Origin of the sequence: Streptomyces sp. NPDC001194, assembly GCF_042896985.1 — a bacterium.
Taxonomy (GTDB): domain Bacteria; phylum Actinomycetota; class Actinomycetes; order Streptomycetales; family Streptomycetaceae; genus Streptomyces.
Window position 1 is genome coordinate 157703 of the sequence record NZ_JBIAXU010000001.1, and the last position, 20586, is coordinate 178288.

21 protein-coding genes are annotated in these 20586 nt (G+C 71.9%); 12 read left to right on the plus strand and 9 right to left on the minus strand.

Going from position 1 to position 20586, the window contains the following annotated elements:
* Positions 1 to 68: 68 nt before the first annotated feature.
* Positions 69 to 1124: a family 2 encapsulin nanocompartment cargo protein polyprenyl transferase gene (locus tag ACFY1T_RS00775; RefSeq protein WP_390786426.1), complete on the minus strand. Its 1056-nt coding sequence runs from the start codon at positions 1122 to 1124 to the stop codon at positions 69 to 71.
* Positions 1125 to 1172: 48 nt separating this feature from the next.
* The gene (locus tag ACFY1T_RS00780) at positions 1173 to 2579 is read right to left on the minus strand and encodes a family 2B encapsulin nanocompartment shell protein (RefSeq protein ID WP_390786427.1); all 1407 of its coding nucleotides are present in this window, start codon (positions 2577 to 2579) and stop codon (positions 1173 to 1175) included.
* A 248-nt stretch (positions 2580 to 2827) separates the two neighbouring features.
* Here ACFY1T_RS00780 and ACFY1T_RS00785 point away from each other — a divergent pair, with 248 nt between their 5' ends.
* From ACFY1T_RS00785 to ACFY1T_RS00805, 5 genes are all read left to right on the plus strand, one after another.
* Entirely contained in the window at positions 2828 to 3283 is a 456-nt protein-coding gene (locus ACFY1T_RS00785; RefSeq protein ID WP_390786428.1) for an Rrf2 family transcriptional regulator, read from the plus strand.
* A 176-nt stretch (positions 3284 to 3459) separates the two neighbouring features.
* Positions 3460 to 4671 (plus strand): globin domain-containing protein, encoded by a 1212-nt coding sequence (locus ACFY1T_RS00790; protein ID WP_390786429.1) that lies wholly within the window; start codon positions 3460 to 3462, stop codon positions 4669 to 4671.
* Positions 4672 to 4823: 152 nt separating this feature from the next.
* Complete coding sequence (locus ACFY1T_RS00795) at positions 4824 to 5414, plus strand: N-acetylmuramoyl-L-alanine amidase (RefSeq protein ID WP_390786430.1); 591 nt, start codon at positions 4824 to 4826, stop codon at positions 5412 to 5414.
* A gap of 41 nt (positions 5415 to 5455) precedes the next feature.
* The gene (locus ACFY1T_RS00800) at positions 5456 to 5938 is read left to right on the plus strand and encodes a GNAT family N-acetyltransferase (protein ID WP_390786431.1); all 483 of its coding nucleotides are present in this window, start codon (positions 5456 to 5458) and stop codon (positions 5936 to 5938) included.
* The gene (locus tag ACFY1T_RS00805) at positions 5935 to 6843 is read left to right on the plus strand and encodes a 1-aminocyclopropane-1-carboxylate deaminase/D-cysteine desulfhydrase (protein WP_390786432.1); all 909 of its coding nucleotides are present in this window, start codon (positions 5935 to 5937) and stop codon (positions 6841 to 6843) included. Before ACFY1T_RS00800 ends, ACFY1T_RS00805 begins: the two co-directional genes overlap by 4 nt.
* 36 nt (positions 6844 to 6879) lie before the next feature.
* Here ACFY1T_RS00805 and ACFY1T_RS00810 read toward each other — a convergent pair whose 3' ends face one another.
* The gene (locus ACFY1T_RS00810) at positions 6880 to 8457 is read right to left on the minus strand and encodes a Na+/H+ antiporter (RefSeq protein WP_390786433.1); all 1578 of its coding nucleotides are present in this window, start codon (positions 8455 to 8457) and stop codon (positions 6880 to 6882) included.
* Between the two features lie 76 nt (positions 8458 to 8533).
* Between ACFY1T_RS00810 and ACFY1T_RS00815 the strand changes: the two genes are divergently transcribed.
* The 3 genes from ACFY1T_RS00815 (at position 8534) to ACFY1T_RS00825 (ending at position 10467) form a co-directional block, all read left to right on the plus strand.
* The gene (locus ACFY1T_RS00815; RefSeq protein ID WP_078860133.1) at positions 8534 to 8794 is read left to right on the plus strand and encodes a UBP-type zinc finger domain-containing protein; all 261 of its coding nucleotides are present in this window, start codon (positions 8534 to 8536) and stop codon (positions 8792 to 8794) included.
* Positions 8795 to 8998: 204 nt separating this feature from the next.
* Positions 8999 to 9412, plus strand: coding sequence for an anti-sigma regulatory factor (locus ACFY1T_RS00820; protein WP_030153599.1), 414 nt, complete (start codon positions 8999 to 9001; stop codon positions 9410 to 9412).
* Entirely contained in the window at positions 9409 to 10467 is a 1059-nt protein-coding gene (locus ACFY1T_RS00825) for an RNA polymerase sigma factor SigF (protein ID WP_390786434.1), read from the plus strand. The genes ACFY1T_RS00820 and ACFY1T_RS00825 overlap by 4 nt, the downstream gene beginning before the upstream one ends.
* Before the next feature lie 14 nt (positions 10468 to 10481).
* Here ACFY1T_RS00825 and ACFY1T_RS00830 read toward each other — a convergent pair whose 3' ends face one another.
* The gene (locus ACFY1T_RS00830; RefSeq protein ID WP_390786435.1) at positions 10482 to 10919 is read right to left on the minus strand and encodes a hypothetical protein; all 438 of its coding nucleotides are present in this window, start codon (positions 10917 to 10919) and stop codon (positions 10482 to 10484) included.
* A gap of 84 nt (positions 10920 to 11003) precedes the next feature.
* On the opposite strand from ACFY1T_RS00830, the gene ACFY1T_RS00835 reads away from it, so the two are divergent.
* Together ACFY1T_RS00835 and ACFY1T_RS00840 are read left to right on the plus strand one after the other, a co-directional pair.
* Positions 11004 to 11969: a diacylglycerol kinase family protein gene (locus ACFY1T_RS00835; protein ID WP_030859344.1), complete on the plus strand. Its 966-nt coding sequence runs from the start codon at positions 11004 to 11006 to the stop codon at positions 11967 to 11969.
* Positions 11970 to 12291: 322 nt separating this feature from the next.
* Complete coding sequence (locus tag ACFY1T_RS00840) at positions 12292 to 12549, plus strand: WhiB family transcriptional regulator (RefSeq protein ID WP_004937597.1); 258 nt, start codon at positions 12292 to 12294, stop codon at positions 12547 to 12549.
* A 158-nt stretch (positions 12550 to 12707) separates the two neighbouring features.
* Here the strand turns inward: ACFY1T_RS00840 and ACFY1T_RS00845 are convergent, their stop codons facing one another.
* Positions 12708 to 14177: a sensor histidine kinase gene (locus tag ACFY1T_RS00845; RefSeq protein ID WP_030859346.1), complete on the minus strand. Its 1470-nt coding sequence runs from the start codon at positions 14175 to 14177 to the stop codon at positions 12708 to 12710.
* Between the two features lie 393 nt (positions 14178 to 14570).
* Positions 14571 to 15164 carry a TetR/AcrR family transcriptional regulator gene (locus ACFY1T_RS00850; protein WP_390786436.1) on the minus strand — a complete coding sequence of 198 codons (594 nt, stop codon included), beginning with the start codon at positions 15162 to 15164 and terminating at the stop codon, positions 14571 to 14573.
* 85 nt (positions 15165 to 15249) lie between these two features.
* Here ACFY1T_RS00850 and ACFY1T_RS00855 point away from each other — a divergent pair, with 85 nt between their 5' ends.
* Together ACFY1T_RS00855 and nagB are read left to right on the plus strand one after the other, a co-directional pair.
* Positions 15250 to 16011, plus strand: coding sequence for an SDR family NAD(P)-dependent oxidoreductase (locus ACFY1T_RS00855; RefSeq protein ID WP_390786437.1), 762 nt, complete (start codon positions 15250 to 15252; stop codon positions 16009 to 16011).
* A 167-nt stretch (positions 16012 to 16178) separates the two neighbouring features.
* Complete coding sequence (gene nagB / locus ACFY1T_RS00860) at positions 16179 to 16964, plus strand: glucosamine-6-phosphate deaminase (RefSeq protein ID WP_030859351.1); 786 nt, start codon at positions 16179 to 16181, stop codon at positions 16962 to 16964.
* Positions 16965 to 17156: 192 nt separating this feature from the next.
* On the opposite strand, the gene ACFY1T_RS00865 is transcribed toward nagB, so the two are convergent.
* The 3 genes from ACFY1T_RS00865 to ACFY1T_RS00875 all read right to left on the minus strand — a co-directional run bounded on the left by ACFY1T_RS00865 (position 17157) and on the right by ACFY1T_RS00875 (position 20569).
* Complete coding sequence (locus tag ACFY1T_RS00865; RefSeq protein ID WP_390786438.1) at positions 17157 to 18647, minus strand: glycoside hydrolase family 3 protein; 1491 nt, start codon at positions 18645 to 18647, stop codon at positions 17157 to 17159.
* A gap of 6 nt (positions 18648 to 18653) precedes the next feature.
* Positions 18654 to 19472, minus strand: coding sequence for a carbohydrate ABC transporter permease (locus ACFY1T_RS00870; RefSeq protein ID WP_030859354.1), 819 nt, complete (start codon positions 19470 to 19472; stop codon positions 18654 to 18656).
* 80 nt (positions 19473 to 19552) lie between these two features.
* Positions 19553 to 20569: a carbohydrate ABC transporter permease gene (locus ACFY1T_RS00875; protein WP_390786439.1), complete on the minus strand. Its 1017-nt coding sequence runs from the start codon at positions 20567 to 20569 to the stop codon at positions 19553 to 19555.
* Positions 20570 to 20586: the final 17 nt, after the last annotated feature.

A 20586-nucleotide genomic window follows, 5' to 3' on the forward strand; every position in this document is an offset into this window, starting at 1 on the left:
GCAAAGCCTCGTTCCGGCACCATGCGGTACCGGAACGAGGCTTGCGCACGCCCCTCCCCCCTAGGCGCTCACCGCGTACGCCGCGTCACGAACTCCGCCAGCGCCAGCAGCCCGCCCGCCGCCCCGAGGTCCGGCACGGCCCGGGACAGCAGCTGCACCGCCCGGCCCATCCGGTCCGCGGCATGGGCCTGCGCCCAGTCGCGCCCGCCGGCCCGGTCCACCGCCTCGGCGGCCGCACGTACGTCCTCCCCGGTCATGGGACCCGCGTACAGGGCCGCCAGCTGCTCGCCGGCCGCGGTGCCCGAGGTGAGGGCGGCCACGACCGGGAGCGACTTCTTGCGGGCGATCAGGTCCGCCCCGGCGGGCTTGCCGGTGTGCCCCGGATCCCCCCAGATGCCGATCAGGTCGTCGATCAGCTGGAAGGCCAGCCCGGCCTCCCGGCCGAAGGCGTCCATCGCGTCGACCTCGTCCGGTCCGGCGCCCGCGTAGAGCGCGCCCAGCGCGCAGGCGCAGCCCAGCAGGGCCCCGGTCTTGGCCGTCGCCATGGTCAGGCACTCGTCGAGCGAGACGTACGGCCGCTGCTCGAACGCGCAGTCCGCCTGCTGGCCGGCGCACAGCTCCACGACACAGGCGGCGAGCCGCCCCGAGGCCGCCGCCGAGGCGGGATGCGGATCCTCCGCCAGCAGCCTCAGCGCGAGCGCCATCATGGCGTCGCCGGTGATGATCGCGTCCGGTACCCCGAACACGGTCCAGGCGGTGGGCCTGCCCCGGCGCTTCGTGTCCTTGTCGATGACGTCGTCGTGCAGCAGCGTGAAGTTGTGCGCCAGCTCCACGGCCACCGCCGCCCGTACGACGCCCTCGGCCTCCTTGTCGTCCCGGCCGCCCAGCAGCGCCCGGGCCGCGGCGAGCACGAGGGCGGGCCGGATGGCCTTGCCCGCGTTGCCCGCGGCGGGGGTGCCGTCCGCCCGCTCCCAGCCGAAGTGGTACATCGCCACGCGCTTCATCGAGCCGGGCAGGCTCTCGACCGTGCGGCGCAGTTCCGGGTTGACCGTCTCCCTCGTCCGCTCCAGCAGGGCCGCGGCCTCGTGGCCCTCCCCGGTCGTCATCGCCTCAGTGGTGCCCATGGCGTGTCCCCGATCCCCGTTCCCCGGTTGTCGTGCCCGGCCGGCCGCTCAGCGCCAGCGGGCGATCTCGACGTTCTCCAGGACGCCGAGCGCGTCCGGCACCAGCACCGCGGCGGAGAAGTACGCGGTGACCAGGTACGAGATGATCGCCTGCTCGCTGATCCCCATGAAGCGCACCGACATGCTCGGCTCGATCTCGTCCGGGATGCCGGGCTGGTGGAGGCCGATGACACCGGACACGTCCTCGCCGGTGCGCATGCAGAGGATGGAGGTCGTCCGCGCGTCGCTGATCGGGATCTTGTTGCACGGGAAGATCGGCACGCCCCGCCAGGTCGTCATCCGGGTGCCGGCGACGTCGACCGTCTCGGGGACCAGCCCGCGCTTGTTGCACTCGCGGCCGAAGGCGGCGATGGCCTTGGGGTGGGCGAGGAACAGGTCGGAGCCGCGCCGCATGCTGAGCAGCTGGTCCAGGTCGTCGGGGCTGGGCCCGCCGTCGTGCGGCTGGATGCGCTGGTCGTAGTCGGCGTTGTGGAGCAGGCCGAACTCCGGGTTGTTGAGCATCTCGTGCTCCTGGCGCTCGCGCAGCGCCTCGACCGTGAGCCGCAACTGCTGCTCGGTCTGGTTCATCGGCTGGTTGTAGAGGTCGGCGACGCGCGTGTGCACCCGCAGGACCGTTTGTGCAATGGAGAGCTCGTACTCGCGCGGCCTGGCCTCGTAGTCCACGAAGGTGCCGGGGAGGACGGCCTCGCCGTGGTGGCCGGCCGAGAGGTCGATCGCGGCCTCGCCGTACTGGTTGGCGCGCTGGGCGGGCAGGGCGCGCTGGGCCTCCACGTGCGCGCGCAGGGAGTCGACGCGGTCGGCGAGCAGCCGGAAGTCCTGGCGGGACAGGACGAGCGCGGTGCCGGAGGTGACGGCGCGGGCGGTGTACTCCCAGATCGCCTCCTCGTCGACGAGGGAGTCCTCGCCGAAGTAGGCGCCGTCGGCGACGGTCCGCAGCACGGCGTCGTCCCCGTACGGGCCGGGGCCGATCTGCTCGACGCGGCCGTGCGCCAGCAGGAACACGTTGTCGGAGGCGCTGCCGAAGGAGGTCAGCTCCTGGCCGGCCTCGAAGTCGATCTGCCGGCACCGCTGGGCGAGCTCGGTGAGCACGTCCAGGTCCTCGTAGGTGCGCAGCAGCGGGAGTTCGCCGAGCTCGGCCGGGATGACCTGGACCTGGGTCCCGGTCTTGATGAACTCCACGCGTCCGTCGCCGACCGAGTAGCTCAGCCGCCGGTTCACCCGGTACGTGCCGCCCTGGACGGACACCCACGGGAGCATCTTGAGGAGCCACCGGGAGGTGATCTCCTGCATCTGCGGCGCGGACTTGGTCGTGGTTGCCAAGTTCCGCGCGGCCGAGGTCGCAAGACTCCTCTGCGGCGCCTGGGCCTCGGATTCGGAACCTGCCTGGACCGACATGTGTATCCCTTTCGATCACTCCATGGATCTGCGGGATGCAGCCTTCCAGTACGCAACGTGGTGGGACCATTACACAAAAGGGTGGGACTACTCCGTCCGGGTGTGGGCACTCTTTGGAGTTCACCTCCTGCACACGAGGCCGCATTCATCCCACCGGTTCCGGCCAACCCCCGGTTCCGGGGCGACTCGGGGGCCACCAGGGGCCGCTTTAATTTGCATGACAGATGCGAGTTTTCTAGAGTGGGGCCATGCGGCTGACCCGATTCACCGACCTGGCGCTGCGCGTCCTGATGCGCCTCGCCGTCGCGGACGCGGAGCTCCCGACCACGCGCGACGTGGCGGCGACCATGGAGGTCCCGTACACGCACACGGCGAAAGTGGTCGCCCGGCTGCAGCACCTCGGCCTGGTCGAGGCGCGGCGCGGCCGCGGCGGCGGACTCGCGCTGACCGGCGCCGGGCGGGCCGCCTCGGTGGGTGGGGTCGTGCGCGAACTGGAGGGCGCGGGGGACGTCGTGGACTGCGACGGCACCACCCCCTGCCCGCTGCGCGGGGCCTGCGTCCTGCGGGGGGCGCTGCGCCGGGCCCAGGAGGCCTTCTTCGCCGCGCTGGACCCGCTGACGGTGGACGACCTCGTCCAGGCGCCGACCGGACCTCTGCTGCTGGGCATCGCGGGCGGCCCGCCGGGGCGGCCCGCAAGCCCTTGAGCCCTTCAGCCCTTGAGCCCTTGAGCCCCGGCGACTGTTGGCCGGTTCCCGCCACCTGACATCAACGGCCCGAACGGGTGTACCCGGGCGGATCCGCACCCAAAAATAAGCATCCCAGATACCTATTACCCGCCGTCAACCGGTCCCTAGATCCGAAGCACCGAAGAGGAGCCCCCATGCTGTCCGAGAAGTCGACCGAGACCGTACGCGCCACCCTGCCCGCCGTCGGCGCGGCCATCGGCGACATCGCGGACCTCTTCTACACGAAGCTGTTCGCCGCCCACCCCGAGCTGCTCCGCGACCTGTTCAACCGCGGCAACCAGAACGCCGGCCTCCAGAAGCAGGCCCTCGCCGGCTCCGTCGCCGCCTTCGCCACCCACCTCGTCGCCCACCCGGACACCCGGCCCGACGTGATGCTGCGGCGCATCGCGCACAAGCACGCCTCCCTCGGCGTCACCCGCGAGCAGTACCCGGTGGTCCACCGGCACCTCTTCGCGGCGATCGCCGAGATCCTCGGCGAGGCCGTCACCCCGGAGGTGGCCGAGGCCTGGGACGAGGTCTACTGGCTGATGGCCAACGCCCTGATCGCCATCGAGGAGCGGCTCTACGCCGAGCAGCAGGTGCTCGCCGGCGACGTGTGGCGCACCTGGACGGTGGCGGCCCGCGTCGAGGAGACCGCGGACTGCACCACCTTCCACCTCGCCCCGGCGGACGGCTCCCCCGCCCCCTCCTTCAAGCCCGGCCAGTACGTCTCGGTCCAGGTGGAACTGGCCGACGGGTCCCGGCAGATACGCCAGTACAGCCTCTGCGGCGCACCCGGCTCCCCCGTCCGCTCGATCACCGTCAAGCGGGTCCACGGCGAGGGCCCCGACGGCGAGGTCTCGAACCACCTCCACGCCCGGATCGCGACCGGGGACACCCTGCGCGTCTCGGCCCCGTACGGCGACCTCGTCCTGCGGGACTCCGCCGCGCCGGTCCTGCTCGTCTCGGCCGGGATCGGCTGCACCCCGATGCTGTCGATGCTGGAACACCTCGCCGACACCGGGCACGCCGCCCCCGTGACCGTCCTGCACGCCGACCGCTCCCCGGCCGACCACGCGCTGCGGGCCGACCACCGGGCCCTGACGCACAAGCTCGCCGACGGCTCGGCCCGCTTCTGGTACGAGGCCGGCGCGGAGCCGGGCGACGGCGAGGGCCGCCTCGACCTGGCGGACGTACCGCTCGCCCCGGGCACGACGGCGTACCTGTGCGGGCCGCTGCCCTTCATGCGGGCCGTGCGCGCGCAGCTGCTCGCCAAGGGCGTCCCGGCCTCGGACATCCACTACGAGGTGTTCGGCCCGGACCTGTGGCTGGCCTCGGCCGAGACCCCCGCACCGGCCTCCGCGTAACCCCTGCGACGGGTGGGCCGGCCGGGACGAGTGTCCGGATCGACTCGCTCGCTGTACGAAAGCACTGGCCCGGAGGGGCCGCCTCCACTACACCGGAGAGCAACGAGGTGGACACGCAATGTGACCACCGTGCACCCGGAGAGGAGGCGGCCATGTCCGCACCCATGTCCGCGGACCGGTTCATCGGCGCACTGCGGAACGAGGGCCTGACCGTCGTCGAGGTCGGCGCCTGGCGCACCCACAACCGCAACCACAAGGGCCCGTGGGGCCCGGTGAACGGGGTGATGATCCACCACACCGTCACGCACGGCACGAAGTTCACCGTCGAGCTCTGCCGCGACGGGGACGAGGACCTCCCCGGACCGCTCTGCCACGGCGTGATCACCAAGGACGGCCGGGTCCACCTGGTCGGCTACGGCCGCGCCAACCACGCCGGGGCGGGCGACTCCGACGTCCTGGCGGCGGTGATCGCGGAGAAGCGGCTCCCGCCGGACCGCCGCGCGAACACCGACGGCAACCGGCACTTCTACGGCTTCGAGTGCGAGAACCTCGGCGACGGCCACGACCCCTGGCCGGAGGTCCAGCTGGACGCCATGGCCCGTGCGGCGGCGGCCCTGTGCCGGGTCCACGGCTGGACCGGACGCTCGGTGATCGGCCACCTGGAGTGGCAGCCCGGCAAGATCGACCCGAAGGGCTTCACGATGGACGCGTTCCGGGCCCGGGTGGGAGAGCGCCTCAAATAAGGGAGTTGACGCCGGGAAGAGCCACCGGCTTCCCTGGCCCGATGACCGATGATCTCCGCATCGAACGGGTGGCCGGCGAAGCCTCCCTGCAGGACTGGCGCCACGTCCACAACCTGACCGTTCCCCCGGACGCCCTCACCCTCGGCGAGGTGCGCGAGCGGGCCGGGCGCCACCTCCTGGACGTCGCGTACGCCGGTGACGTGCTCGTCGGCTGCACGACCGTGCGCCGGCCCACGGCCGACGCCCCCTCGGTGGCCACCGTGATCGCCCGGATCCTGCCCGCCCACCGCGGGCAGGGCTTCGGCTCCGCGCTCTACGCCCACGGCCTCGCCGAGGCGCGCGCCCTCGTCCCGGCCCCCGCCACGATCGAGACGATCGTCCTGGCCTCCAACGAGGACGGCCTGCGCTTCGCGCGCTCGCGCGGCTTCACGGAGTCCGACCGCTACACCCTCGAGGGCGCGACGGTCCCGTACGTCCACCTGCGCCTCCCGACCGACGGCCCGGGGCGGACAATGGGTGGGTGAACCACTCCCCTGACCCCGGCTCCGTCCTGCGGCCCCGCCCGGCTTCACCGGTGGTGGAGCTGGAGGACGAGCGGTTCGGGCGGTACGGGGTACGGCTGCTGGTGAAGCGCGACGACCTGGTCCACCCCGAGCTGCCCGGCAACAAGTGGCGCAAGCTCGCACCGAATCTGCGGGCCGCCGTCGAGGGCGGCTTCCCCGGGGTCGTGACCTTCGGCGGGGCGTACTCCAACCACCTGCGGGCCACCGCGGCGGCCGGGCGGCTGCTGGGGATGCCGACCGTCGGGATCGTCCGGGGCGACGAACTCGCGGGGCGGCCGCTCAACGACTCGCTCGCGCGGTGCGCGGCGGACGGGATGCGGCTGCACTTCGTCACGCGTTCGGAGTACCGGCGGAAGGCGGAGCCGGAGATGCGCAACCGGCTGCTGGCGCAGGCCCGGGCGGGGTCCTCGTACCTCGTCCCCGAGGGCGGGAGCAATGCGCTCGCGCTGGAGGGGTGCGCGGAGCTGGGGCGCGAGCTGCGGGGCGTGTCGGACGTGGTCGCCGTGGCCTGCGGTACGGGGGGCACGCTGGCCGGGCTCGCGGCGGGGCTGGGGCCGGGGCAGCGGGCGCTGGGCGTTCCCGTGCTGGCGGGTGGCTTCCTGGGGGCGGAGATACGTTCCCTCCAGGAGGCGGCCTTCGGCGGGCCGGCCGGGGTGTGGAGCCTGGCCGAGGGGTTCGACCACGGAGGCTACGCCCGTGTGCCCGCACGGCTGGAGGCGTTCGCCGCGGACTTCGGGGAGCGGCACGGATTCCCCGTCGAGCGCATCTACGTGGCCAAGCTGCTGTGGGCCCTGGCGGCGCTCGCCGAATCGGCTGCCTTCCCCCCGGGCACGACCCTGACGGCCGTGGTCACCGGCCGCCCGTGACGGGGGACGGGCCCGCACCGCTCCCCGCCCGGGCCGTCAGGCCGCGTCTTCGCGGTAGGCCGCCGCCTCCTCCAGGTCCAGTCTGCGCAGGAGGCTGCGGAGCATTTCGTCGTCGATGCGGCGGTCGTCACGGAGGTTCACGAAGACCTCGCGTTCGGCCGCGATCATCTCCCGCGCCAGGCGGCGGTAGACGTCGTCCGCCGATTCGCCCGTGACCGGGTTGACCTCGCCGAGCCGCTCCCAGACCGCGTTGCGGCGGCGCTCCATCACCGTGCGCAGCCGCTCCGCCAGCGGCGGCGGCAGCGCGTTCTCCGGTTCCGCCAGCAGCTCCGCAAGCCGGTCCTCGGCCGAGCGCGAGGCCTCGCTCTGGGCCTGGGCCTCCGCCAGGGTCTCCGCCTGCGCGTCGCGCTGCGGCAGCCGCAGCAGCCGGATCAGCGGCGGCAGCGTCAGCCCCTGCACGACCAGCGTGCCGATCACCGTCGTGAAGGTCAGGAAGAGGATCAGGTTCCGGTGCGGCACGCTGATCGGCACCGAGAAGGCGATCGCCAGCGAGACCACCCCGCGCATCCCCGCCCAGCCGACGACCACCGGCGACTTCCAGCTGGTGTCCGGCTCCCGTGTCCGGATCCGCTCCGACAGCCGCGGCACGAACGTCGCCGGGAACACCCACACGAAGCGGGCCACCACCACCGCCACGAACACCACCAGCGCGTACCAGGCCGCGTCCCACCCCTCGTACTCCGCGAGCCCCTTGAGGACCACCGGCAGCTGGAGGCCGATCAGCGCGAAGACCACCGATTCCAGGATGAAGGCGACCATCCGCCACACCGCCTCCTCCTGGAGCCGGGTCGCGAAGTCGACCTGCCAGTTCCGGTGCCCCAGGTACAGCGCGACCACGACCACGGCGAGCACGCCCGAAGCGTGCACCCGCTCGGCCGCCGCGTACGCCACGAACGGGATCAGCAGCGACAGGGTGTTCTGCAGCAGCGGCTCCCGCAGCCGCTTGCGCAGGTGGTGGATCGGCACCATCAGCACCAGACCGACGCCGACGCCGCCCACCGAGGCCAGCAGGAACTCCGCGATCCCGCCGGCCCAGCCGGCGCCCACCCCGACCACCGCCGCCAGCGCGACCTTGTACGCGGTGATCGCGGTGGCGTCGTTCACCAGGGACTCGCCCTGCAGGATGGTCGTGATCCGGTTCGGCAGCCCCAGCTTGCGGGCGATCGCCGTCGCGGCCACCGCGTCGGGCGGCGCGATCACCGCGCCCAGCACCAGCGCCACCGGCAGCGAGAGCGCCGGCACCGCCAGGTACGCCACGTACCCGACGGCGACCGTCGCGAAGAGCACGTACCCGACCGACAGCAGCGCGACGGGCCGGATGTTCGCGCGCAGGTCCAGGTACGAGCTGTCCACCGCGGCCGTGTACAGCAGCGGCGGGAGGAGCAGCGGCAGCACGATGTGCGGGTCGAGGGCGTACGAGGGCACGCCCGGGATGTACGCGGCGATCAGACCGGCGGCGACCAGCAGCAGGGGCGCGGGCACCCGGGTCCACCGGGCGGCCCCCGCAACGACCGCGCTGCCCGCCACCAGCGCCACCAGCGGCAATACCTCCATCGAAGATCCATCCTCGCTCGTCGTCGCTGACCGGCATGTCGTCCTGAGGCGCCCGCACGTCAGTACGCTGGCCATCATGAGCGAGTGCACCCACGTTGCCGAACTGCCGCGCCCCGAGCCCGTCCCGAGTGCCCTGACATGCTCCGAATGTCTGGCACTGGGCGACCACCCGGTGCAGTTGCGGATGTGCCTGGAGTGCGGGTACGTGGCATGCTGCGATTCCTCCCCGCACCGGCACGCCACCGCGCACCACCAGAGCACCGGCCATCCGGTCATGCGGAGCTTCGAGCCGGGCGAGACCTGGCGGTGGTGTTATCCCGACGGTTCGATCGTCTGAGTCGGGGTAGGTCAACCCTCCGCCGGTTCCCCTGATTTGGGCCCGCAGACCCCTAGCCACTGTGCGTACCCAAGGGCATACCATCAGTCACTGGCCGTAGGCGGGGGTGCCTGTAACAGGCCCCATGAGGGGTGCCGCGACACGATCGCCCGGATCGCGATAGCGTCACCGGCGAACAGAGCTCGTACCACCTTGGAGGTGAGGGTGTCCCAGATCGCAGGCGAGCCCGGGACCCAGGACTTCGTGGAAGTCCGGCTGCCCGCTGCGGGTGCCTACCTGTCGGTGCTGCGAACGGCCACGGCCGGCCTCGCGGCACGTTTGGACTTCACCCTCGACGAGATCGAGGACCTCCGCATCGCGGTGGACGAGGCCTGCGCGATCCTGCTTCAACAGGCCGTGCCGGGCTCCGTCCTCAGCTGCGTGTTCCGGTTGGTCGACGACTCGCTGGAGGTGACGGTCTCCGCACCGACCACGGACGGACGTGCGCCCGAGCGCGACACGTTCGCCTGGACCGTCCTGTCGGCGCTGGCCGGCAAGGTCGAGTCCACGGTCGAGGAGGACCGGACGGTGAGCATCAGCCTCTACAAACAGCGCGGCGCGGGTCCAGGCCCGGCGTGAACGGCGGGGAGATCCCGGTGCGGGGTGGGGATCGGCCCCGGGTACGGCACGAGGTCGACGGCGGCATCCCGGAGCAGCAGCACGCCCGGCCGCACCCGGCTGACGCGGATGCGGAATACGGCTTTTTGGACTCGGCGGAGCGACGGGCGGGCCCTATGAGCGACAACCAGCACGAAGAACCACACGTCTCACAACCACCCGGGGCCGCTGCCACGGCCCCGGAAACGGAACCGGAACCGGTGGGGGGACAGTCGGAGGCGGCCACGCCGCTGCCGCCGGCACCCCCGGTGCTGCCCGATCCGCGCGACCGCAGCGGCGCGCGGGCCCTGTTCATCGAGTTGCGGGCGCTGCCCGACGGCTCGGTGGAGAAGGCGGAGCTGCGCAACCGGCTCGTACGGATGCACCTGCCGCTGGTCGAGCACCTCGCCCGGCGGTTCCGCAACCGCGGTGAGCCGCTGGACGACCTGACCCAGGTCGCCACCATCGGCCTGATCAAGTCGGTGGACCGCTTCGACCCGGACCGCGGGGTCGAGTTCTCCACGTACGCGACGCCCACCGTGGTCGGCGAGATCAAGCGGCACTTCCGCGACAAGGGCTGGGCCGTACGCGTGCCGCGGCGCCTGCAGGAGCTGCGGCTCTCGCTGACCACGGCCACGGCGGAGCTGTCCCAGCAGCACGGCCGCTCCCCCACCGTGCACGAGCTCGCGGAAAGGCTCGGGATCTCCGAGGAGGAGGTGCTGGAGGGGCTGGAATCGGCCAATGCCTACAGCACGCTCTCCCTCGACGTCCCGGACACCGACGACGAGTCGCCGGCGGTGGCGGACACGCTGGGCGCGGAGGACGAGGCGCTGGAGGGCGTCGAGTACCGCGAGTCGCTCAAGCCCCTCCTGGAGGGGCTGCCCCCGCGGGAGAAGCGGATCCTGCTGCTGCGGTTCTTCGGCAACATGACCCAGTCGCAGATCGCACAGGAGGTCGGCATCTCCCAGATGCACGTCTCCCGGCTGCTGGCCCGCACCCTGGCCCAGCTGCGCGAGAAGCTCCTCGTCGAGGAGTAGGAACGAAGAACGGGCTATCGGGCCTGCTCGCCGGGCCCGATTCCCAGCGCCTCGGTCGCCGTCGGGTTCACCAGCAGGGCCGAGACGGCCACCGCGGCCGCGGCCAGCGCCACGGCGGCGGCGATCATCGCCCCGCCCGTGGAGTACAGGGTCCAGGCCACCGGCAGCGCCATCAGCTGGGTGATCAGCGCGGGCCCGCGGCTCCAGCGCCGGCCCAGCCGCAGCCCGCGGGCCGCGACCAGCGGCAGCGCGGCGAGGAGGAACAGCGTGATCCCGCCGGTCTCGGCCTGCTGCGGGGAGTCGGGGTCGCCGGCGATGCCCACGAACAGCATGTACGCGCCGAGGCCGGCCAGGGCCAGGCCCTCCAGCGCGGTCAGCGCGGCGGCGGCGGTGAGCCGCCGGGGCAGCGGGGCGGTCGGCTGGGCCGGGGCGGGGGTGGGCTTCGTACTCACCCCAGCAGGGTAGCCGCGCCCCCGCGGCCCCGTACGGGACGGGCAGTATGGGCCGCGTCCGTACGGGTCGGTAGGCTGGCGGTCATGCGTGCACTTCTCGTGGCCAATCCAGCAGCAACGACCACCAGTGCGCGCACGCGCGACGTCCTCACCCACGCCCTGGCCAGCGAGATGAAGCTGGAGGCGGTGACCACCGAGTACCGGGGGCACGCCCGGGACCTGGGCCGCAGGGCCGCCGAGCACGGCATCGACCTCGTGGTGGCGCTCGGCGGCGACGGCACGGTCAACGAGGTGGTCAACGGACTGCTGCACAACGGACCCGATCCGGAGCGGCTGCCGCGGCTGGCGGTGGTCCCCGGCGGCTCGACCAACGTGTTCGCCCGCGCGCTCGGACTGCCCAACGACGCGGTCGAGGCGACCGGCGCCCTGCTCGACGCGCTGCGGGAGCAGCGCGAGCGGACGGTGGGGCTCGGACTGGCGGCCGGCACTCCGGGCACGGAGGACGAGTCGGTTCCGGCGCGCTGGTTCACCTTCTGCGCGGGCTTCGGTTTCGACGCCGGGGTGGTGGGCCGGGTCGAGCAGCAGCGGGAGCGCGGCAAGCGTTCGACGCACGCCCTGTATGTACGACAGCTGATGCGCCAGTTCTGGGAGGAGCCGAACCGGCGCCACGGCGCGGTGACGCTGGAGCGTCCCGGCGCGGATCCCGTGACGGACCTGGTGCTGTCGATAGTCTGCAACACCTCGCCGTGGACGTATCTGGGGAATCGCCCGATTTACGCCTCCCCGGAGGCGTCGTTCGATACTGCGCTTGACGTATTGGCACTCAACCGTTTGTCAACTCCGACGGTCGCCCGCTACGCCACACAGCTCCTGACCTCGACTCCTGAGCGCGGTCCGCGCGGCAAGCATGCGGTGTCTCTGCACGATCTGACGGACTTCACCTTGCATTCGAAGGTTCCCCTTCCGTTCCAGATGGACGGAGACCACCTCGGCCTGCGCACCAGCGTTCGGTTCACAGGCGTACGCCGGGCACTGCGTGTGATTGTGTGAGTGGAAGGGCCTAAAGTCCTTTCACTCGAACGTTTACACGCCGGTCCACCCTCACGATGTAGGGCTGTGACCTAGTAGACACCGACGAATCAAAAAAAACTTTCCGGAAGGGGTTGTATCCCCGTCCGAGGTTTGCGAATCTCTTCATGGCGATCGGGACAGCCCGCAGAACCCGGCACCCACACAGACCGCCAGAACCCCTCCACGAGTCCCTGACTGACCTTCCAGGAAACTGGGCGGTCGCCCTTCCCTCACGGGGGGATTCGTGAAAGCGTTCACATTCACAAGCAACCTGCCCGCAATACAAGGAGATGGAGCAGCCATGGACTGGCGTCACAACGCCGTTTGCCGCGAGGAAGACCCGGAACTCTTCTTCCCCATCGGCAACACCGGTCCTGCGCTGCTGCAGATCGAGGAAGCCAAGGCCGTCTGCCGCCGCTGCCCCGTCATGGAGCAGTGCCTGCAGTGGGCGCTCGAGTCCGGTCAGGACTCCGGCGTCTGGGGCGGTCTCAGCGAGGACGAGCGCCGCGCGATGAAGCGCCGCGCCGCTCGCAATCGGGCGCGCAACGCCACCGCCTGACATCGACTTTCGAGCCTCGAGCCGCAGCGCGTAGCAACACCACACCAGCGCTCAGCAACGTGCTCTTGAGCCCCGGACCGAGTGGTTTTCGGTTCGGGGCTCAGTGCTGTCCGCGGCGGGGCCGCCCGACTCCGTCACTTTGAGTGACGGTTCCGTCATCACTTCTGCGGGCTGGCCGGGATGTCGAGGACGACCTTGGTGCCGCGCGGTTCGGCCCGGAGCATGTCGAACGTGCCGCCGAGTTCGCCTTCGACCAGGGTCCGGACGATCTGGAGTCCGAGGTTCCCGGCGCGCTGCGGGTCGAAGCCCTCGGGCAGACCGGAGCCGTCGTCGAGCACGGTGATCAGCAGCCGGCCGTCCGCGCGGCCGGAGCCGGTACGGATCGCGGACACCTCGACCCGACCGCCCTCCCCCTGGGTGAAGGCGTGCTCCAGGGCGTTCTGGAGGATCTCGGTCAGCACCATCGACAGCGGAGTGGCGACCTCCGCGTCCAGGATTCCGAACCGTCCGGTGCGCCGGCACTCCACCTTGCCCGGCGAGATCTCCGCGACCATCGCGATCACGCGGTCGGCGATCTCGTCGAACTCGACCCGCTCGTCCAGGTTCTGAGAGAGCGTCTCGTGCACGATCGCGATCGAACCGACCCGGCGCACGGCCTCGTTGAGCGCCTCGCGGCCGCCCTCGGAATCCATCCGGCGGGCCTGCAGCCGCAGGAGGGCGGCCACGGTCTGGAGGTTGTTCTTCACCCGGTGGTGGATCTCCCGGATGGTCGCGTCCTTGGTGATCAATTCGCGTTCGCGACGGCGCAGTTCCGTCACGTCCCGGCACAGGACGAGGGAGCCGATCCGGACGCCCTTGGGCTTGAGCGGGATGGCGCGCAGCTGGATGACCCCGCCGTTGCCCTCGACCTCGGTCTCGCGCGGGGCCCAGCCGCTGGCGAGCTTGACGATCGCCTCGTCGACGGGGCCGCGGGTGGGGGCGAGTTCGGAGGTGGTGGTGCCCAGGTGCTGGCCGACGAGGTCGGCGGCGAGGCCGAGCCGGTGGTACGCGGACAGCGCGTTCGGGGAGGCGTACGTGACCACACCGTCGGCGTCGAGCCGCATCAGGCCGTCCCCGGCACGCGGGGAGGCGTCCATGTCGACCTGCTGGCCGGGGAAGGGGAAGGAGCCGGCCGCGATCATCTGGGCCAGGTCGGAGGCGGACTGGAGGTAGGTGAGCTCCAGTCGGCTCGGTGTACGCACAGTGAGCAGGTTGGTGTTCCGGGCGATCACCCCGAGCACCCGGCCCTCGCGGCGCACCGGGATGGACTCGACGCGGACGGGGACCTCCTCGCGCCACTCCGGGTCGCCCTCGCGCACGATCCGGCCCTCGTCGAGCGCGGCGTCGAGCAGCGGGCGCCGCCCGCGCGGAACCAGGTGGCCGACCATGTCGTCCTGGTACGAGGTGGGGCCGGTGTTGGGGCGCATCTGCGCGACCGAGACGTACCGGGTGCCGTCGAGGGTGGGGACCCACAGCACGAGGTCCGCGAAGGAGAGGTCGGAGAGCAGCTGCCACTCCGAGACCAGCAGGTGGAGCCACTCCAGGTCGGTTTCACTGAGAGCGGTGTGCTGGCGTACGAGGTCGTTCATGGAGGGCACGGGCCGAGCGTACCCCGGGTATGGGCCATGACTTTCCCCACCGCGACTACTCAGGAGTATCCAGGAGGCACTCCGGCCGCGTACTGTTGGATGAAGTGACGGGATCGTGGAGACCGTCATTGGATGGACAGAACAGATTGGTCTAGTCCACAATTGCCCTATGCTTCCGCCCTCCCCGCACAGGAGGACGGATCGAGGTAAGCCGCGCGCTCTGCCCTGACCGCGCGGGCACCTCCCACCGGCCGCCGGGAACCGCACACCCGCCGGCCGTAAGTACTCCGGGCTGCGGTGCCGGGCGGGTTGAGGGTCCCGACCCGGCACCGTGGCCCAGAGGAACGCGACTCCCGCGGCACCGTTACCGGGACCCGCCCCCGCTCGCCGGCCCTACCGCGGCCAGGCCCCCATCGCCAGCTCCGCCACGGCTTCCAGTTCCTCCCGGCTCGCGCCGTCGCGCGACTGCTGGGACATCCCGATCAGCACCGCCAGCGCGTAGCGGGCCAGCGCCTGCGCGTCCGTACCGGCGGGCAGTGCGCCGCCGGCGACATCGGCCCGGATCCGGCGCTCGAACATCCCCAGGCTGGCGTCGCGGCGCTCGCGCAGGGCCTGCGCGACCTCCTGCGAGGTGGTGTTGACGGCCGCGCTGATCACCAGGCAGCCCGGCGGGTGGGCCGGGTCCGTGTAGATCTGCGCGGCCTCGCGCAGGGCGCGGCGCAGGCCCGCCCCGGCGGTGGGCTCCTCGGCCAGGGCCGCGCGCGCGAAATCGGTGTACCGGCCGCCGTAGACCGCCACGACCTCGTCGAAGAGCTTGCGCTTGTCGCCGAAGGCGGCGTACAGGCTGGGCGCTCCGATGCCGAGCGAGGCGGTCAGGTCGGAGATCGAGGTCGCCTCGTAGCCGCGCTCCCAGAAGGCCAGCATCGCCTTGTCGAGAGCGGCGTCGCGGTCGAAGGAGCGCGGCCTGCCGCGCTGTCCGGTCACCATGCGCAGATTCTATAGCGGACGCTACGGAATCTGGTACGGTCCCTTTCTGTAGCGACCACTAGCAAATGCTGAAGGGGGGCGCGTCATGGGCGTGCTCAAGGGGAAGACGGCACTGGTCACGGGCGGCAGCCGGGGGATCGGGCGGGCGGTGGCGCAGCGGCTCGCCCGGGACGGGGCGCTGGTCGCCGTGCACTACGGGCGCAACGAGGCGGCGGCGAAGGAGACGGTCGCCGCGATCGGGGCGGCGGGCGGGCGGGCCTTCGCGATCGGCGCGGAGCTCGGGGTGCCGGGCGACGCGCGGGCGCTGTGGGCGGCGTACGAGGAGCACCCGCTGCACACCGACGGGGTCGACATCCTGGTCAACAACGCGGGCGCCGCCACCTTCGCCGGACTCGCGGACACCGACGAGGAGACGTACGACCGCGTCCACGCGCTCAACGCGAAGGCGCCCTTCTTCGTGATCAAGCACGGCCTGGCACGGCTGCGGGACGGGGGCCGGATCGTGAACGTGACCGGCACCCCGGAGATCGCCCTGCCGGCGATCCTGGCCACCATCACCGCCAAGGGCGCGGTGAACGCGCTGACCCGCTCGCTCGCCGCCGAACTGGCCCCGCGCGGCATCACCGTGAACTCGGTGGGCCCCGGGGTCACGGACACCGAGCTCAGCGCCGGCTGGCTGGCGGACCCCGCGGCGCGGGCGCACGCGGCCTCCCGCTCCGTCTTCGGGCGGGTGGGCACGGCAGAGGAAGTGGCCGACGTGGTGGCCTTCCTGGCCTCGGCGGACGCCCGCTGGGTGACGGGCCAGCACCTGGACGCGACGGGCGGCCTGCAGCTGTCGCTGCTCTGAAGCGCCCCGCGGCCGGGCTGCGGGCCCCGGCAGGGAGGCCGACGATGGAAGTGGGGGGCGGGGGCGGACGGAAGCGAACGGAAGTGGGCACGGACCGGCCGCAGGCGCCCAGCCTCTGCTAGATTGGTCTATACCACATCGTCCCACTCCAGATCGGCAGGCCCCGCGTGGAAGTTGTCATCGTCCCCGACGCCAAGGCAGGCGGCGAGCTCATCGCGGAGGCCATGGCCTCCCTGGTCCGCCGCAAGCCCGACGCCCTGCTCGGCGTGGCGACCGGCTCCACCCCGCTGCCCGTCTACGAGGCCCTGGCCGCGAAGGTCAGGGGCGGCGAGGTCGACGCCTCCCGGGCGCGGATCTGCCAGCTCGACGAGTACGTCGGCCTGCCGGCCGGGCACCCGGAGTCCTACCGCGCGGTCGTGCTGCGCGAGGTCGTGGAGCCCCTGGGCCTGTCCGAGGCCTCGTTCATGGGGCCCGACGGCTCCGCCGAGGACATCGTGGCCGCGTGCGAGGCGTACGACCGCGCACTGGCCGAGGCGGGCGGGGTGGACCTGCAGCTGCTCGGCATCGGCACGGACGGGCACATCGGCTTCAACGAGCCGTGCTCCTCTCTGGCGTCGCGCACCCGTATCAAGACGCTGACGCAGCAGACGCGGGTCGACAACGCGCGGTTCTTCGAGGACGACATGGAGCAGGTGCCGCACCACGTCATCACGCAGGGGATCGGGACGATCCTCGACGCCCGGCACCTGGTGCTGCTCGCGACCGGGGAGGGCAAGGCGGAGGCCGTCGCGCAGACCGTCGAGGGCCCGCTGTCCGCCCTGGTCCCGGCCTCGGCGCTGCAGCTGCACCGCCACGCCACGGTCGTCGTGGACGAGGCGGCGGCGTCGAAGCTGAAGCTCGCGGACTACTTCCGGCACACGTACGCCGACAAGCCCGCGTGGCAGGGGCTTTAGGCGGCACCTTCCCACGCGTACGAAGGGCCGGGCTCCCGCGGGGGAGCCCGGCCCTTGCGCGTCCGTACGGCCGCCGGGGCCCCCACAGACCCCGCGGACCGCACGGAGCGTACGGGCCCGGGTGTGCCCGTGCCCCCGGGACAGGGCGTCCTGGGGGCACGGGACAGGGCGGACCGGGAGCTCCGGGAGTGGTCAGATCCCGGCGATCAGCTCCGCCGCCGCCCTGCCGCAGACCCGCGAGGCACCGTGCGTCGCGATGTGCAGCGCCCCGCGCGGCTCGGCCCGCGGTACGCCCATCTCGACCACGACGGTCTCCGGCCGGGCCTCGACCAGCGCCTCCAGCGCCGCCGCCATCCACGGGTGCCGGTGCGCGTCGCGCACCACCATCACGACGGTGCGCTCCCCCGCCGCCGCGAGCACGTCGGCGGCCGTGGCCCCCTCGGGGAACACCCCCGAGGCGGTTCCCGGTACCAGCGCGGCCAGTTCGGCCGCCACGCCCCACGGGGTCTCGTCGCCCACCGCGATGTTCGCGACGGGTGCGAGCGTGGCGACGTACGGCGCGCTCACGGGCCCGGCGGCGCCGGTGACGACCAGCGCGCGGCGGGCCGCCGCCAGGCCGATGCCGGGCGCGCTCCCCTCCTGCGGCGCGCCCGGCGCGGCGGCGGCCCGGGCCTGCCGGGTCCATGAGGCCAGCTCCCGTACCCGGGCGGCGGCGTCGGCGAGCCGCTCCGCCGGGAGCGCGCCCTCCCGTACGGCCGCGACCAGGGCGTCGCGCAGCCGCAGCACGGTGGCCTCGTCGGCGAGCCCGCCGCCGACGCAGATCGCGTCGGCGCCGGCCGCGATGGCGAGGACCGAGCCGCGCTCGATGCCGTACGTCCCGGCGATGGCGTTCATCTCCATGCCGTCGGTGACGATGAGGCCCTCGTAGCCGAGCTCCTTGCGCAGCAGCCCGGTCAGGATCTGCGGGCTCAGCGTGGCCGGGCGGGTCGGGTCCAGGGCGGGCACCAGGATGTGCGCGCTCATCACGGCCTTGGTGCCGGCCGCGATGGCCGCCTTGAACGGGACCAGTTCGCGGGCGGCCAGCGTGTCCAGGTCCGCGTCGATGCGCGGCAGCGCGTGGTGCGAGTCGACGTTGGTGTCGCCGTGGCCCGGGAAGTGCTTGGTGCAGGCGGCGACTCCGGCGGCCTGCAGGCCCTCGACGTACGCGGCGGTGTGCCGGGCGGCGAGCCGGGTGTCGGCGCCGAAGGACCGTACGCCGATGACCGGGTTGTCCGGGTTGGAGTTGACGTCGGCGGACGGCGCCCAGTTGAGGTTGACCCCGCACTCGGCGAGGCGGCGGCCCAGCTCGCGGGCCACGTCCCGGGTGAGGCCGGTGTCGTCGACGGCGCCGAGGGCCAGGTTGCCGGGGAAGGACGAACCGCCCCGGACCTCCAGGCGGGTGACGTCGCCGCCCTCCTCGTCGATGGCGACCAGGACGTCGTCGCGCTCGGCGCGCAGCTGCGCCGTGAGCGCGGCGACCTGCCCGGGCGAGGTGATGTTGCGGCCGAACAGGCCGACGGCGGTCAGCCCTTCGCCCACCTGGCGGAGCAGCCACGCGGGGGCGGTGGTGCCTTCGAAGCCGGGCTGGAGGACCGCGAGGGCGTCGCGGGTCAGGGTGTCGGCGCCGTGCGCAAGGAGGGTCATGCGGCGTTATCCCTTCACTGCGCCGGCGGTCATGCCGCCGACGGCCTTGCGCTGGAGGAAGACGAAGATCACCAGGACCGGGACCGCGAAGAGCGAGGACGCGGCCATGGTGGCGCCCCAGTCGTTGCCGAAGGCGGTCTGGAACTGGGTCAGCCACAGGGGCAGGGTCTGCGCGGTCTTGTCCTTGTTGAGGATCAGGACCATCGCGAACTCGTTCCAGGCGGTGATGAAGCCGAAGAGCGAGGTGGACATCAGGCCGGGGGCGAGCAGCGGGAAGATCACCTTGCGGAAGGCCTGGCCGCGGGTGCAGCCGTCGATCTGGGCGGCCTCCTCCAGCGTCACCGGGACGGCGGCGATGAAGCCGCGCAGGGTCCAGATGGTGAAGGGCAGGACCATCACGAAGTAGATCGCGGTCAGCAGCGGGAGGCTGTTCAGCATCTCGGCGTCGCGGGCGATCATGTACATCGCGATGACCATGACCTCCCAGGGGGCCATCTGCGCCATCATCACGCCGAGTACGAGGCCCTTGCGGCCCTTGAACTTCATGCGGGCGATGGCGAAGCTCGCGGCGAGGGCCACGACCAGGGCCAGCACGACGGCGCCGACGGTGACGAGCAGGCTGTTCGTCACGTAGGTCCAGAACAGCTCGACGCCCGTGGCCTTGGTGAAGTTGTCCAGCGTCGGGGTGAAGACGAAGACGGGGTCCTTGGAGAGGATCTGCCCGGACGGCTTGAGCGCCGAGGAGAACATCCAGTAGACGGGGAAGACGAAGACCACGGCCACGACGAGCGCGCCCAGGTTCTTCGCCACCGTGGCGGGGCGCAGCGGGCGGCGCTTGCGCAGCTGCTGCGCGGGCTTGGCGGGCTTCGGCGCGGCGGGTGCGGGCTTCGGGGCGGTGGTGGTGCTCACTGCTCCTCCTCCTGCTTCAGGATCAGGCGGAAGTAGAAGGACATGACGATCACGAGCATCACGATCGTCAGGACGGAGATCGCCGCCGCGAGCGCGTAGTGGCCCTGGCTCTGGCCCTCGACGAAGGCGAAGACGGGCAGGGTCTCGGAGGCGCGGTCGGGGCCGCCGCGGTTCATCGCGTACACCTGGGTGAAGGCCTTGAAGACCCAGATCACCTCGAGGAACGTGGTGACGGTGAAGAACGGCTTGAGGTTCGGGAAGACGACCTGCCAGAAGGTCTGCCAGCCGTTCGCGCCGTCCATCCGCGCGGCCTCGTACAGCTCGCCGCTGACGGTGGTCAGGCCGGCGTACATGTTGAGGGCGACGAAGGGGACGGAGCCCCACACCACCAGGACCGTGACGATCACCAGGGTGGAGAAGCCGGACTCGAACCAGTTGTGCTGCTCGTAGCCGGTGAAGCCGAGGGTGCGCATGACCCAGTTCATGACGCCGAACTGCTCGTCGAACAGCCACTGGAAGACGGTGACGGACGCGACGATCGGCATGGCCCAGGCCATCACCAGGGCCATCGACAGGACGAGGCGCATCCACTTGCCGAGGCGGTTCAGCAGGATGCCGACGAGGCTGCCGATCAGCATGATCAGCGCGACGTTGGCGGCGGTGAAGGCGAAGGTGCGGACGACGACGGTCCAGAAGTGCGCGTCGCCCAGCAGCTGGGTGTAGTTCTCGACCCCGTTGAAGGGTGCCTTGCGCTGGATGAACTCGATCTTGTCGACCTTCTGGAACGACAGGATCACGTTCTTGATCAGCGGGTACAGCAGCAGCGTGGCCAGGCTGAGGACCGCGGGTCCGATCAGGAGGTACGGCAGCCAGCCCGCGGGAAGCGGCTTTCTGCCCCGGCGCGGAGCCGACGGGCCGGCCCCCTTGGTCGTGGGCGGCGTCAGCCGCCCACCGGCGGACTTCGGTGGTGCGTCCTGTGGAGCGCTCACCGCTCCCTGGGAGTGCACGGTCATGTCTTGGTTACCTCGGC

What these genes read in the sequence shown, in the direction of transcription:
- ACFY1T_RS00845 (WP_030859346.1), bottom strand. Translation starts at nt 14,177, where the DNA reads ATGAACGACCTCGTACGCCAGCACACCGCTCTCAGTGAAACCGACCTG.
- ACFY1T_RS00850 (WP_390786436.1), bottom strand. Translation starts at nt 15,164, where the DNA reads ATGGTGACCGGACAGCGCGGCAGGCCGCGCTCCTTCGACCGCGACGCC.
- ACFY1T_RS00795 (WP_390786430.1), top strand. Translation starts at nt 4,824, where the DNA reads ATGTCCGCACCCATGTCCGCGGACCGGTTCATCGGCGCACTGCGGAAC.
- ACFY1T_RS00785 (WP_390786428.1), top strand. Translation starts at nt 2,828, where the DNA reads ATGCGGCTGACCCGATTCACCGACCTGGCGCTGCGCGTCCTGATGCGC.
- ACFY1T_RS00775 (WP_390786426.1), bottom strand. Translation starts at nt 1,124, where the DNA reads ATGGGCACCACTGAGGCGATGACGACCGGGGAGGGCCACGAGGCCGCG.
- ACFY1T_RS00790 (WP_390786429.1), top strand. Translation starts at nt 3,460, where the DNA reads ATGCTGTCCGAGAAGTCGACCGAGACCGTACGCGCCACCCTGCCCGCC.
- ACFY1T_RS00780 (WP_390786427.1), bottom strand. Translation starts at nt 2,579, where the DNA reads ATGTCGGTCCAGGCAGGTTCCGAATCCGAGGCCCAGGCGCCGCAGAGG.
- ACFY1T_RS00810 (WP_390786433.1), bottom strand. Translation starts at nt 8,457, where the DNA reads ATGGAGGTATTGCCGCTGGTGGCGCTGGTGGCGGGCAGCGCGGTCGTT.
- ACFY1T_RS00800 (WP_390786431.1), top strand. Translation starts at nt 5,456, where the DNA reads ATGACCGATGATCTCCGCATCGAACGGGTGGCCGGCGAAGCCTCCCTG.
- ACFY1T_RS00855 (WP_390786437.1), top strand. Translation starts at nt 15,250, where the DNA reads ATGGGCGTGCTCAAGGGGAAGACGGCACTGGTCACGGGCGGCAGCCGG.
- ACFY1T_RS00875 (WP_390786439.1), bottom strand. Translation starts at nt 20,569, where the DNA reads ATGACCGTGCACTCCCAGGGAGCGGTGAGCGCTCCACAGGACGCACCA.
- ACFY1T_RS00835 (WP_030859344.1), top strand. Translation starts at nt 11,004, where the DNA reads ATGCGTGCACTTCTCGTGGCCAATCCAGCAGCAACGACCACCAGTGCG.
- ACFY1T_RS00865 (WP_390786438.1), bottom strand. Translation starts at nt 18,647, where the DNA reads ATGACCCTCCTTGCGCACGGCGCCGACACCCTGACCCGCGACGCCCTC.
- ACFY1T_RS00840 (WP_004937597.1), top strand. Translation starts at nt 12,292, where the DNA reads ATGGACTGGCGTCACAACGCCGTTTGCCGCGAGGAAGACCCGGAACTC.
- ACFY1T_RS00815 (WP_078860133.1), top strand. Translation starts at nt 8,534, where the DNA reads ATGAGCGAGTGCACCCACGTTGCCGAACTGCCGCGCCCCGAGCCCGTC.